Annotated in this window: 14 protein-coding genes; 3 read left to right on the top strand and 11 right to left on the bottom strand. The window is 41.5% G+C overall.

Annotation, left to right across the window (positions count from 1 at the left end):
• The first annotated feature begins 90 nt into the window (after positions 1–90).
• Entirely contained in the window at positions 91–384 is a 294-nt protein-coding gene (locus tag WH223_RS08660; protein WP_340047180.1) for a helix-turn-helix domain-containing protein, read from the top strand.
• Between the two features lie 289 nt (positions 385–673).
• On the opposite strand, the gene WH223_RS08655 is transcribed toward WH223_RS08660, so the two are convergent.
• From WH223_RS08655 to WH223_RS08645, 3 genes are read right to left on the bottom strand one after another with little or no spacing between them, the layout of a single operon-like run.
• The gene (locus tag WH223_RS08655; protein ID WP_340047179.1) at positions 674–1,171 is read right to left on the bottom strand and encodes a hypothetical protein; all 498 of its coding nucleotides are present in this window, start codon (positions 1,169–1,171) and stop codon (positions 674–676) included.
• A 22-nt stretch (positions 1,172–1,193) separates the two neighbouring features.
• On the bottom strand, positions 1,194–1,613 hold the full coding sequence (locus WH223_RS08650) for a Dabb family protein (RefSeq protein ID WP_340047178.1): 420 nt from the start codon (positions 1,611–1,613) through the stop codon (positions 1,194–1,196).
• An 11-nt stretch (positions 1,614–1,624) separates the two neighbouring features.
• Positions 1,625–2,953 (bottom strand): hypothetical protein, encoded by a 1,329-nt coding sequence (locus WH223_RS08645; protein WP_340047177.1) that lies wholly within the window; start codon positions 2,951–2,953, stop codon positions 1,625–1,627.
• Positions 2,954–3,207: 254 nt separating this feature from the next.
• On the opposite strand from WH223_RS08645, the gene WH223_RS08640 reads away from it, so the two are divergent.
• Both WH223_RS08640 and WH223_RS08635 read left to right on the top strand, forming a co-directional pair.
• Positions 3,208–3,885, top strand: a complete 678-nt coding sequence (locus tag WH223_RS08640; protein ID WP_340047176.1) for a response regulator transcription factor — start codon at positions 3,208–3,210, stop codon at positions 3,883–3,885.
• A complete protein-coding gene (locus WH223_RS08635; protein WP_340047175.1) occupies positions 3,882–5,255 on the top strand; it encodes a sensor histidine kinase in 1,374 nt (457 codons plus the stop codon). The genes WH223_RS08640 and WH223_RS08635 overlap by 4 nt, the downstream gene beginning before the upstream one ends.
• 47 nt (positions 5,256–5,302) lie before the next feature.
• On the opposite strand, the gene WH223_RS08630 is transcribed toward WH223_RS08635, so the two are convergent.
• From WH223_RS08630 to WH223_RS08595, 8 genes are all read right to left on the bottom strand, one after another.
• Positions 5,303–5,650, bottom strand: coding sequence for a hypothetical protein (locus WH223_RS08630; RefSeq protein ID WP_340047174.1), 348 nt, complete (start codon positions 5,648–5,650; stop codon positions 5,303–5,305).
• A gap of 247 nt (positions 5,651–5,897) precedes the next feature.
• The gene (locus WH223_RS08625; RefSeq protein WP_340047173.1) at positions 5,898–6,164 is read right to left on the bottom strand and encodes a hypothetical protein; all 267 of its coding nucleotides are present in this window, start codon (positions 6,162–6,164) and stop codon (positions 5,898–5,900) included.
• Positions 6,165–6,380: 216 nt separating this feature from the next.
• Entirely contained in the window at positions 6,381–7,010 is a 630-nt protein-coding gene (locus WH223_RS08620) for a gluconate 2-dehydrogenase subunit 3 family protein (RefSeq protein ID WP_340047172.1), read from the bottom strand.
• A 12-nt stretch (positions 7,011–7,022) separates the two neighbouring features.
• Positions 7,023–8,453, bottom strand: coding sequence for a Gfo/Idh/MocA family protein (locus WH223_RS08615; RefSeq protein ID WP_340047171.1), 1,431 nt, complete (start codon positions 8,451–8,453; stop codon positions 7,023–7,025).
• Between the two features lie 15 nt (positions 8,454–8,468).
• On the bottom strand, positions 8,469–10,151 hold the full coding sequence (locus WH223_RS08610) for a GMC family oxidoreductase (RefSeq protein ID WP_340047169.1): 1,683 nt from the start codon (positions 10,149–10,151) through the stop codon (positions 8,469–8,471).
• Positions 10,152–10,173: 22 nt separating this feature from the next.
• Positions 10,174–11,421, bottom strand: coding sequence for an MFS transporter (locus tag WH223_RS08605; RefSeq protein WP_340047168.1), 1,248 nt, complete (start codon positions 11,419–11,421; stop codon positions 10,174–10,176).
• Positions 11,422–11,496: 75 nt separating this feature from the next.
• Positions 11,497–12,411 (bottom strand): hydroxypyruvate isomerase family protein, encoded by a 915-nt coding sequence (locus tag WH223_RS08600; RefSeq protein ID WP_340047167.1) that lies wholly within the window; start codon positions 12,409–12,411, stop codon positions 11,497–11,499.
• Between the two features lie 8 nt (positions 12,412–12,419).
• A complete protein-coding gene (locus tag WH223_RS08595; protein WP_340047165.1) occupies positions 12,420–13,412 on the bottom strand; it encodes an FAD:protein FMN transferase in 993 nt (330 codons plus the stop codon).
• Between the last annotated feature and the right edge of the window lie 191 nt (positions 13,413–13,603).

Raw genomic sequence — 13,603 nt, 5'->3', positions numbered from 1 at the left:
AAAACCTTAAGTATTATTGCGTAGATATTTTATAACCTCAGGTAATATTGCTAGATTTGTACATATAGGAGTAAGTTATTTTTTCAAAAGATGGCACAAGCAGAAATTGGTAATTTTATTAGGCAAAAGAGAGAAAGCCTGCGTATCTCTCAAGAGGCAGTAGCCTTTGTTCTTGATATGTCCCAAGCAGCATATTCAAAGATCGAACGCAATGAGACTAAAGTAAAAGTCGATCAAGTCTATAAGATAGCAGATTATTTCGGTGTTAGTGTTTATGATCTTTTACCACCGTCTCTAGCAAGTGATATCACGAGCGAGAGTATCTTTGGTTTAGCATGGCACTATCTGAAGTCTTTCTTCACAAAGTTTAGAAAAGCAAAATAATCTTTTCTAAACTTAACAGAAAGATAGCTTCTATCCTTAGAAGCTATAGTTAGCAGAATCTTTTTTACCCCCTGGCTACATGTTACAAACAGTGGCTTGGATTTTTAGGTCATATTCCAAACGGCTTTTCGTCATCCTAAAACAGCTCTAGCTACCAGAACCACTCTCTAAAACGTAGCGCAAACACCCTTCTCCAAGCAAATATTGCATTTCATATAAAAGACAAAAGCCACGCAATAAATTGCGCAGCCCTTGTAATTGATGCCTTTTCCCCAAGTGTCTATATAGACTATTTTGTATTTTTCACGAAGAAATCGTCAGCGTCATTCGTTATAGGAATGTATAGACGTACCCATGTGTTGTCATCAGCATCTTCCATTTCCCAGCTATGTCCAACTCCTGTGGTATCTTCCGCTAATAAAATTACTCCTGGTCTTAAGATAAATGTAGAGCCGTTACTAACTTTAAATTTAATACGTCCTTTTAAAGTTACTACATATTGTTTTCTCGGTGCTTTGTGCACATCTTTTTCCCAATCTTCAACGCTATTATTTATCCAAAATGTGGTGGTATTCATATGCTTTAAAGTAGGCACCCATCCTTCTTGAAAACTTGATGTCCCGTCTGGGTTGCTGATTAATCGAACGGCTGGAATACGCGCCTCTGCTTCAGGCTCATGTTTCGTTTCTTCCATTTTAGTTTTTACAGGATCAATAGTTCTTGCATTAACTTGTAGTGATGCAGCCAATACTAGAGCACACATCATGCCTTTTGTGATATTTTTCATTTTTATTGTAATTAATCGTTTTTTATTTCGTGTAAATAGTATCGTAAACCAACATTTTAGCAATGAAAGGTTTGTATTTAGCCACTAAGGCTAAGTGCTCAGGTAGCTTACCGTAAGCTTCAAGCTCTGCTAGGGTTTTAAACTCCATAGAGACCGCATAGGTATAAGACTGATCCAGTACAGGTCGTGCTGTAGAGGCTGCAGGCACCCCATATTGCAAATTCTTTTGATATGGAAGCTTACGAAGACCTTCGAAGAAGTTGGTAAACTCCGCTACCTCTTTTGCATCTAAAGTTGGCGGTAACCAGAAGAACAGGTTGTGTACATATACGGGTTCTTTCTGTTTTACTTTGTGCGTACTTTTTTGTGCAAAAACACTCGTGGTCACAAGTAGCAATGCCGCTACTTGAAGACATCTTTTGATTGTTGACTTTGTAAACATGATCTTTATATTTAGTTAAAATCTATTCTATATTTTAAGACGAACTGCCATTTACGATCTGTTTGCACCGCATTTTGCATCGCGTCATTATTGAATATCGGTCTATTCTGCGCATCAAATGTTAGGCGTGATGACATCTTATTAAATAATAAGGATACACCAGCATCGTAAGTAACAGCAGCATCACTGAAAGCATCCAATTTAGAATATTGAACGGATGCAGCAGGCTGCAATTGCATATCGCTTTTCGCTTTATTAAAGTAAGGCAACGTCCCCCCTACTTGTAAGTAGTATGTATTACCTGTTCCAATAACCGGCAGAGCATTACCTGCGCCATTCAAACTACCTTGATTAGGCTGCACTCCTGTCGCCGGATTGTTAGTCCCTACATAACGAACAAAGTCTTTACCATAATTGTTGTTCATCGCCATAGCATAAGCACTAAAAGAGGTTCCTTTCTCTTTATTCAGTGGTGTATCGTAGAACAAATCGACGGCGTAGTTGCGCATATCATCATTCTGTACGTCGCCTGCTGTAGTTTTGTGCCACATCGCATTGTGTACATAATCAAAACCAGCACCAAGGCTCAATACCTTTTTCTTACCAACATATGTACCAGAGTTGAACGGTGTAGCATTACTCTCGGTATCAAAGAAGGCGTATCTAAAATATCCAGAGAAATCTTTGCCCAGCGCGTTGTTACTAAAGGTCGACACATCTACTTTCGGCGCTACAGAACCATTGCTATATGGATTTGCTAATACCAAACGGTAGTCGAACTTTCCGAGTTGTCCTTTAGCGTAGATATTTAAATCACGCACCGTTACATCGGTCATCCCGGAGTTTGCTGTTGCGTAAGCCGGTAAATCATACAACAAAGTATTCAACGGACCAGTTGTGAAACGGGATAAACCTTTCCATGTTGAACGTCCTCCCCCAAGAGCAAACTTAGGACTGAAGGTATACTCCGCGTAAGCATCTAACAGTTCAAGGTTTGTATTTCCTTTTGTTGTAGAGTTCACATTTGTTGTTCCCCCTTGCAATACCAACAATAAATTCTCCGTTGGCTTGTAGGTCATCTTCACACGTACTCTTCGTAAAGAGATGTCTGAGGCATTATTTTTCTCTTGACCATTAATGGTACTTCCTGGGTTCAGTTGTGCATAGCGTGTCCATAACTCCGCATAACCACTTAACGAAATATAACGGGAATGGTTGTCGTTAAAAAAATACGTTAAAGGCGGATTTTTAAAATCATTTTTCGTTTGCGCCTGAAGCTCATTTACACATAACAATCCTGCCAATGCAAAAAAGCTTAATGTTGTGTTTTTGATTTTCATGTTGTTCTCTGTTCTTAATAATTATTCAACAGGACAAAACTACAGTGGAAAATAAGGCCCTACTCTTAGAAAACTATTAGAATCCTAAATAGCTTCTTAAGGATTAAAAATCTGACGATAAAAACAACGAAAATGAGAAATGAACGAAAAAGCTGGTTTAATAGTTGCTTATATTTGTCGGGTAGAAAGCGTAGGCTCTTATTAAACGCTATAGAGCAATGAGCCTGTCGCCATCATAACAACATCATTAGGTCATGCAAATAGCCGTCATAGAAGATCACGATCGAGTAGCCTTACTCTTAAAACGAGGATTAGAAAATCAAGGATACACTGTTTCGGTTTATACCGATGGTGAATCGGCATTAGGAAGTATCCATCCCGACAACTGTGATTTAATAATCACCGATATCATGCTACCGCATATGGATGGCATCCACCTTAGCAAAAGAATTAAGGAGCTTTACCCCGATATCCCCATCTTAATGTTGACCGCTTTGGGCACCATGGACGAGAAGATAAATGGCTTTGACGCGGGAGCCGACGACTACATGACGAAGCCTTTTGACCTACGGGAGGTTTATGCACGTGTCAAAGCGCGCTTGCAAGGAAAGACTGTTGCTCCGCCAGAAAAGATTATACAATATGATAATTTGACGATTGATGTGGATAAAAACGAGGTATTTCGTGATGCTATAAAAATAGAGCTTACGCCAAAAGAGTTTAAGCTTTTAAAGTTCCTAGCTAAAAATCCAGAGAAAGTACTCACCCGCGATGAAATAGCGAAAAATGTATGGGGACATTTCTTTGATACAGGCACGAACTATATTGATGTCTACATTGTCTATCTACGCAAAAAAATAGATAAGAATTTTACGAAGAAACTTATCCATACAAAAGCAGGCGTTGGTTTTATCTTAAGCAATCAATTATGAAAATAGCCACGCGCACCGCATTAATGTATAGTGCCTTGACGGCGGGCATCCTCTTACTGTTTGCCTATATCATCTTGTTGGTTTCGCTAAAGAACCAGCGGGAGGAATTTTTCGACCGCTTGGGCTACAAACTTACCTGGCGTGCTGAATTTTTTTTCGATGCCGCTATTGAAGAAGACTTATTCCGACTGCTCCATGAGCGCAACAAAACACTACTTAACGAAGCGGATATTAGCATTTACGATGCCGACAAAAAACTTATCTTCTCCGATATGGAGGAGCCATTGGGTCCAAAATGGGTATGGGAAAAGCTAGCTAAACAACCCAAAGTACAATGGGAGGCAGACGACTACCAGCTGATGGCGGAATCTTACAGCCATAAAGATAAGACCTACTATATATTTGGTAAGGCTAAAGATCAGACGGGTGCTTTCTATATGAATCGACTCCGAAATAGTATCATCTTGGTCTATATCTTGGCTTTGGTCATTATTTCGGGTGTTGGTTTTTGGTTTTCCTACTACAGCTTACGGCCGATTAAGCAAATCATCGCCCATATCAGGGATATTTCAGAGCAACATCTGGATCGACGTCTGCATATCCCGAAGGCTAAAGATGAACTCTACGAATTGACGGAGACCTTCAACACGACCTTCAATAGGTTGGAGCAGTCTTTTAGCAACCATAAGAGCTTTGTGACCACCTTATCGCATGAGTTTAGAACACCCCTCACCTCGTTGATTGCCGAGCTACAGCTGGCCAATGAGCTTAACGTAACGGTAGATGACTACAAGCAATCGATAGACCATGCGCTATCGGAGGCCCAGCGGGCAACAGACCTATCTTCGGCTCTACTTGACTTGGCAAAGGCCAACTTTGATGTATCACAGATTACTTTTACTACGCTGCGCGTGGATGAGATTTTGGTGGAAGCAAAACTTAACGTATTAAGCAAACATGAGGACTATACGGTGCCTATTCACTATAAAGAGCTCTCCTTGGAGGAGGGTTCTGCAGTGCTAGAGTTTGAAGGCAACCCATATCTGCTTATGGTGGCTTTTATAAACCTCATAGAGAATGCTTGTAAGTATTCTGCCAATAGAACATGTACAATCAATTTGAGCGCTGAGAAAGGTCAATTGCTTATTCAATTTAGTGATACGGGGATTGGTATTCCCCTAGCCGATCAAAGCAAGATATTTAATTTGTTCTATCGTGGGCATAACAAGGCTTACAACAGCGGTAATGGTATCGGACTAAACATCGTGCAGCAAATCTTACATGTACACAAAGCGGCGTTGAGCTTAGCGTCTGAAGAAGGCATAGGCTCGACCTTTAGCGTGATGTTCCCCAAAGAGAAGAAGGCCTAGGCGCCAGTAGCCTCCACCTTGATAAGCGCTAGTTCTTTGTCTAGCCCCTACTTGTCTGTCTCTTGTTTTTCTATTACGATGGCCGACTTGATATGTTTAGCGAAGAAACTACTTTTATAATCTGGATTGTTGACAATTTGCATCGATAGCTTGTGCTTCGACAAGGTATCCACTAGGTTAAAGTCCGAAAGGCTATAGAACTTATTATTGTATATAACGAGCACCTTATTATCATCCTTCTTTTGTGCAGCTTGATGGTTTAGAAATATCCTTGTTTGTTCTTTATTCTCCAAGATGGCTAAAGTCTCCTTCTTTTTTTGGGCATATACGCTAGAAGATGAAATGAAGCCAAAAACTAACATTAACGGAATAAAAATCTTAAAATAGGCCTTCATAATTGATAAGTTTTTAGTAATCAATTAAATATAACAAAAAAAATCGATATAAACGCGCTAGGGATTGGAGCAATTGTCTGAGCTCTTTTGCCTGCGCGCAGCAGGAGGCAAAAAGCGAGTGCGGAAAGCCCGCCACGAGCTTGTTCTTAAAAACAAGCTCGCGGAGCGCCCAAAAAGCAATGCATAAAAAAAAGGTTACAAGGGGACTCCCTGTAACCTTCATCGAGCTTTTCAGCTTCTGTAGCTACTATAATTCTACTTCTAAGATTGATTTCAAGGGGATCAATACGCCACTTTTAATCTGGATATACTTTTCCGTTAATGACCATACCGTTGTTTCCACTCTTTTTGGGCCATCCTCAGTTTGAAAGACAATTGTTGTCTTAGATTTAAATTCATTCCCGAGTCTTTGTGCAGCAAACAGCGTATCGTGTAGTACGTCGGATTTGTCTACCGCTGCAGATATAATTTTATAGTCTTGTATTTGCTCTTTCTCAATAATTTGCCCGATCATAACGCCAATTTTAAAATTCAACAATCATTTATTTCATCGTCTTGCGATAAGTAAATATATATTTACTTATAGACTTTTCATAAACCGCAACGAATAATTTACACAATTTTTATAAAGCTTAGAATTCTTTGACAAAAGTCTAATTGTAACTGACTAGTTAAGAATTTAATAACGAAGAAGAGGTACCTTGTGGGGTACCTCTTTTAATTTTATTGCTTAGAAAGCGAATGCACGATCTCCTTTTTTGTACGGAAAACTTCCGTCGTATCTTCCAGGGATTTTCACATAGCGCATAGCTTGTGTCATGCCCACTTCGGATGTAAAGAAACCCGTCATGGTTAATTGCTTCAAAAGATGGAAGAAATGGTTCGGCAATTGCTCTGTCTCTTCAGGTTTCTTGCCTGCCTTTTTAGCTTCCTCGTTTAATGCATTTTGCTTTTCGCCACGTTCTTTTTGAAACGCTTGCGCTTCTTTATCGTAGCTGTTCACAAATTTCAACTGCTCTTCTTTCGTTAATTCTTGGAAAGGCTTATTAAACTCTTTCTTCGATCTTTCATTGACGTTTGCCAACCCTTCAACGAATGCTTTTTGATCTACTGGATCGTAGCAATCGCGAATCATTACAGGAATGAATTCGCCTACGCCAGCTTCCTTAGCACCTGGTGTTGAAGTCTTCGGTAAAATAGCCTCCGCTAAATCGCCTAAGAAAGTGGTACTCTCCTTTTCGAACAAAGCGGCAACGTCTTTTGAAGCAGGACGCGTACAACCTTCTAAGAATAAGTTGGCGCCGATCACTGAACCTCCCAGAATCATAGCGACCCGTTGAATTGCTTCTCTTCTATTCATGGTATGTTATTATTAAAGCGTATAATTAACTTCCCAGCCCTGAGGGTACTGGCGTTTTACAAACTGGTTCACCACATCGAAGTTGGTTACTTTCATTTGATTATTATCCCATAATAACTTCAAGTTACGTCCAGGATAACGACCGTCGATGCGTAAATCGGCACCACGGATAGCTAAGTTAGCCATCAATAATGCTTCTGTCAAAGGACCAGAGATTTCGAAAGGTGCACTCACCTCCATTTTACCGTAACCAGCAAGACAAGCTTCGACCCACTGTCCGTAGTGTCCGTTAGATTTTCCTGGTACACGTTTGTATTTCAATGGAACGTTTTCTTTACGGCTTGTTGGCAACAAGCGCGCATTGTCTCCGTATGTATCGGCAAGGATCTTTCCTTTTGTTCCTACTAATAGGATACCGTTTCCGCCATCACCAAAGATTTCGTTAGGACCTAACTCATCTGGACGTGCTGGTTGAATACCACCATCCATCCAGTGTAAAGTAACAGGACCATTCGTTTTTGGTGTTTTAGGGAACGTCATGGTTACGTGACTCGATGGCGGGCAGCTTTCTGGATAGTAAGCACGCTTAAACTCATCCGCATAGATGGTACCTACCGTAGCTTGTACATCTTGCAAATAACGTAATCCTAACGTACTGAAAGGTACTTCTAGCATATGACATCCCATATCGCCTAGTGCCCCTGTTCCGTAATCCCACCATCCGCGCCAGTTGAAAGGCACCAATTTCTCGATATAGTCTTTTCTAGGCGCTGTACCTAACCATAAATCCCAATCTAATTCTTTAGGCACTGGAGCCGTTGTTTTCGGCCATGGAATACCTGAAGGCCATACCGGACGGTCAGTCCAACAGTATACCGTGTGTACATCGCCGATTAAACCTGCTTCGTACCACTCTTTAACTTCACGCGGACCATCGTTTGATGCACCTTGGTTACCCATTTGAGTGACCACTTTGTATCTTTCTGCTGCTTTGGTTAGCACACGTGCTTCCCAAACATCATGCGTCAATGGTTTCTGAACATACACGTGCTTACCCAACTGCATTGCTGCTAACGATTGAATAGCGTGGTTATGGTCAGGAGATGAAATAGAAACGGCATCGATGTGCTTGTGTTCTTTTTCTAACATCTCGCGATAGTCTCTGTAATATTTAGCTTTTGGAAATGCTTTTACAGAAGATGCTGCTCTACGGTCGTCGACATCACATAGGAAGCCGATTTCCGCTTTTCCACTGCTGTGGAAAGAGGCGATATCACTTTGTCCTTTACCACCGACCCCGATTCCGGCAATAACAAGCTTATCACTAGGCGCAATAAATCCTTTTCCACCAAGTACATGGCGTGGAACGATCATAAATCCAGCAGCAGCTAAGGCTGCGTGCTTTATAAAACTTCTCCTCGAATTATTTTCTGGTTCTTTCATAATTTGGGTTTTATATTAGAGATTTCCTTTTTTCAATTCAGATACAGCGTAATCAACAGCACGTGCTGTCAAAGCCATGTAAGTAAGTGATGGGTTAACACATGATCCTGATGTCATAGCGGCACCGTCGGTTACGAAAACATTCTTAGCATCCCAAACTTGGTTATTTTTGTTCAACACAGAATTTGATGGATCCGTACCCATACGCGCTGTTCCCATCTCATGGATACCTTGTCCGAAGCCATACTCACTATCGTAGGTATACACATCTTTAACGCCAATTTTCTCCAACATTTCCTTCATCTCCTCTTTCATGTCATGGCGCATTTTCCACTCATTTTCTTTGATTTCCATGTCCATAGATAATACAGGTAATCCCCATTTATCTTTTACATTTTTATCTAAGAAGATTCTATTCTCGTGGTATGGCAAGATCTCACCGAAAGCCGTAAAGCCTACCGACCAGTCGCCTGCTTCAAGCATTGCGTCTTTCCAGTCGCCACCTACGCTCATCTCGGCTACTTCACCACGCCAGCTACCACGGTTTGCAGCTCCTTGGTAACCAAATCCACGTACATAGTCACGTTTCTTTGTGTCACCCTCTACGTTCACAAAACGAGGAACGTATAATCCTGTTGGACGACGTCCGAAGATATATTTATCTTCATAGCCTTCTACACGTCCACCAGCACCTAAACGGAAGTGGTGATCCATTGCGTTATGTCCTAACTGACCAGAGCTACTTCCTAAACCACCTTCCCATACATCGGTAGCAGAGTTCATCAATACCCATGTAGAGTTGAATGCTGATGCACACACGAAGATTACTTTCGCGAAGAACTCATACGTTTGGTTTGTTTCTGCATCGATTATTTCTACTCCTTTAGCTTTTTGCGTGTCCTTATCGTAAATAATTTTAGTTACAATGGAGAATGGACGGAGTGTTAGGTTGCCTGTTGCTACGGCAGGAGGTAAGGTAGAAGACTGGGTACTGAAATAACCACCGAAGTTACAGCCTAACCAACATTGGTTTTGGTACTGACAGTTGATACGTCCGGTATGTGGTTTAGTGATATTTGCTGTACGTCCCATGATAAAGTGACGTTGGCCACCGTATTCTTTTTTAAGACGTGCTGCAAGATCTTTCTCTACAACGTTGAAATCCATTGCTGGCATGAAATCGCCATCAGGAAGAACGGCTAATCCATCGCGGTTTCCAGAGATACCTGCCCATCTTTCTGCATAGCCATACCACGGAGCGATATCAGCATAGCGAATAGGCCAATCTGTTCCGTGACCATCTTTAGCGTTAGCCTCGAAGTCAAGGTCAGAGAAACGGTAACTTTGACGTCCCCACATCAATGAACGACCACCCACATGGTATCCGCGAAACCAGTCAAAACGTTTAACCTCTGTATACGGGCTTTCTTGCTCGTTTACCCAGAAGTCTAAGTTTTTCTCGTTCAATGGATAATCACGCTTTAAAACGGGATGTTCTTTTTCCATTTCTTTGGTACGTCCACCGCGGTGTTCGTATTCCCACGTATTTTTGTTGGCGTGGTAGTCTTTCACGTGTTCAACGTTACGACCGCGCTCCAACATAATTGTTTTCAATCCCTTCTCGGTCAGCTCTTTTGCTGCCCATCCCCCGCTTATTCCTGATCCAATAACAATTGCATCATAAACATTATCTGCCATATCTCTCCAGTTTAAAATTGATTTATATATTTTCTGTTTTGGTTTCTACTTTTTCATTTTTAAATAACACCAAGAAGATCAAGAATACCACGAAGGCAATTCCTGCTGGTACGATCCAAGTATGTTGCCAGAATCCAGCCAAATCAGTTGCTTTCATATCTTGGTATTTTTCTCCGATAAAACCGGCTACCCAGAAGCCGATAAGCTGTCCTACACCATACGTCGCTAAGGTAATCAAACCTTGTGCGGCACTTTTATATTTCGCTCCTGCCTTTGTATCTGTATAAATCTGTCCCGATACGAAGAAGAAGTCATAACAAATACCGTGAAGTGCGATACCTAAAATCAACATGAAGGAAAGGTCGCCTGCGTTTCCATAAGCAAACAAGATGTAACGTGCTACCCACGCCAACATACCAATGATGATGGTCTTTTTAAATCCAAAACGTATAAAAAGAACCGGAAGCAACAATAAGAAGAATGCTTCTGATACTTGACCTATCGCCATCTTACCTGTTGCGTTGGTTACCCCTACTTCAACAAGGAACATGTTTGCATTTTGGTAATAGAAAGCTAAAGGAATACAGATTAAGATAGATGAAATAAAGAAAACTAAGTAGTTTCTATCTTTCAAAAGCTTGATTGCATCCAAGCCGATAATCGAAGAGAAAGACTGTTTTTCATCTTTATCTGCTTTAACCGGAGGGGTCTTAGGTAAGATAAAAGAAAATAAGCCTAATAGTAAAGAGGCTCCTGCAGCCATCAAGAAGGTGTTTTTCAAGGCACCTACTGTTGCTCCTTCTGCGGAATCCCAACCCAACCAACTGATGGTTAAGCCTGCGATAATCCAGCCTATTGTTCCGAAAACACGAATGCTAGAGAACTGTTTTTCAGGATTTGTCAACTGGCGGAAAGAAACCGAGTTTACTAAGGAAAGTGTAGGCATAAACAAAACCATGTAGGCCAACACGTAAGGATAAAATACAGCGATATCCGTTGTGTTGTACATCTGGAACATTAAAATCGCTCCTGCGATGTGTAAAATACCTAAAATACGCTCGGCATTAAAGTAGCGATCGGCAATCATACCAATGATGAAAGGAGCGATAATCGCACCTAAAGATTGGGTTGAAAACACATTCGCGATCTCAAATTGAGAGGCTTTTAAATTTTGAATCAGGAACGTTCCCAGTGTAACGAACCATGCTCCCCAAATAAAAAATTCGAGAAACATCATAAACGATAGTTTGAATCTTATAGATACTGACATTTGATGTATAGGTTTATTCGGTCATAAATATATTATTAAAATACAAATAAAAACACAACTGCGTGCATTTCGTTACTAAAAGTTATCAACGTCACGATAAGCAGCCACTAGGGCTTGCTCCCCTTGTATCCCTGATTTAGACATGCCATGCTCCATACCTACAACCCCGTCATATCCTTTAGCTTTCAACCATTTAAAAATATTTCTATAGTTTATTTCGCCTGTTGTAGGTTCCTTTCTTCCGGGGTTATCACCAACTTGTACATAAGCTATCTCAGACCAACAGGTTTCCATATTAGAAATTAAGTTTCCTTCATTTTTTTGCTGGTGGTAGGCATCATACAGGATTTTGCAGGATGGACTATCAACGGCCTTGCAGATGGAATAAGCTTGATCAGTATAGCGCAAAAACAAATCTGGCGTATCGCTCAGCGGCTCTAGCACCATGCTTATCCCATGGGGTTCAAACAAAGCTGCCCCTCGCTTGAGTGCCTCCACAACGTTGGCCGTTTGCACCCCTATAGGTAGGCTGCGCTGGTAATCACCAGGCACCACAGTTACCCATTTAGCGTTGACGCGCTTGGCCGATTCAATAGCTTCTTTACAGCCATTCAAAAATATATCTACATACTCCTGCTTTCCCGCAGCAAGGGTATTGGCTCCATTTCCTCCTTTACGGACGACAAAAACGCCCATACGCATGCCCAGCTTCGCTAAAGTCTCCCCAATTGCCCCCTGTTCGGCTACGGGGCGCTCCGGCAGCCCATTATCTTCGATGCTGCGGAAGCCTAAGCTGTGCATATACTTGATCTCCTCGATAAAGTTTTTTCCGGCTGTCGCCGAAAACATCCCTTGGTGAGGTGCATAATCCAAGTTAAAAGGTAATCCTCCTTTTGCGGCTGGCTGCGCATAAAGCGTAGCGTCCTGTTGAAGGAGTACAGAACCACCCAACAGGGCTGCTCCACTTTTTATGAAATCGGATCTTTTCATAGTTTGGTTTATTTTATGGATTGAATATACGTATTAAATCCTTTTGAAAAAGCTTCTTTATAGTTGCCATCTTCTAGATAGACGACATAAATCTCAAGGTCATTTATCGCCTCTACGAGGCGTAATCCCTCGGCTAGCGGGAGCGCCATAAATACATTATCATAGCCATCGGCGTCCATGGCTGTTTTCGCAATAACGGTCACGCTGGCGATATTATTTTGTACCGGATAACCGTCAAAAGGATTGATATGGTGGTGTATCTTTTTGCCATCCAAATCAAAGGTTTTTCTATAGTTCCCGGAGGTAGTCACAGCGCAATCCTGCACGGCTAAAACAAAGTTCCCTGCGGCCGCTCCTTCGGGTCTTTCGATGGCTACGGTGTAGCGCTCTTGCCCCGGTTTGAGCCCCTTCGTTTTTAGCTCTCCGCCGAGCTCGACCATATAGCTATCGATATGCTTACTGGTTACAAAATCGGCTAACACATCGACGGTATATCCCTGCGCGATGCCATTTAAATCTATCCGAACTCCGGGTACTTTTTTATAAAGAACACCGTCTTCTAGCGCTAACTTATCCATCCCAACACGGCTCATCACGGTTTGAATTTGTGCTTCCGTTGGTGGCTGCCGTGGATGTTTGGGCCCAAAACCCCACAACGAAACCAAGGGTTCCACCGTCACGTCGAAAGCCCCTTTAGATTTTTCATAAATCTCAAACGACCTTTTCATAACGGCTAACATCCATTTATCGAGCTTTAATTCGCTTGTTTCCGCATTATTGAAGGCAGAAATCAATGACTCTTTCCTGTATGTAGACATAGATAAGTCAATGATATTTAAAAAACTATCAACATCAACCCTGGTCAACACCTCCGCTTCTTGGTAATAGACGATTCTATAGGTCGTTCCCTGTGCTCTTCCCTCCAAAACATAGCGTTTCAGCTGCCCATAGGTACTACCACAGACAAAAAAGAGAACCCAGAAACATATACAACGTAACAATGCTTAACAATTAATTTACAATACTTTTGTGACTACTAAGCGCCTTTTATCCCCTCCACAGCCTCAAAAAAGGCTTTTATGATAGCAGCAACTCGGTTTAACAGCCCTTGATTCGCAGTTCAAGCTTCCTAAAAAACCTTCAATAAAAACTATAAAACTTTAAAAATGAAAAACATAAACCCCCAAACAAA

Source organism: Sphingobacterium sp. MYb382 (genome assembly GCF_037572665.1).
Classification (GTDB): Bacteria; Bacteroidota; Bacteroidia; order Sphingobacteriales; family Sphingobacteriaceae; genus Sphingobacterium.
Note: the sequence above shows the minus strand (reverse complement) of the source record. Positions and strands in the feature narration are given on the sequence as shown.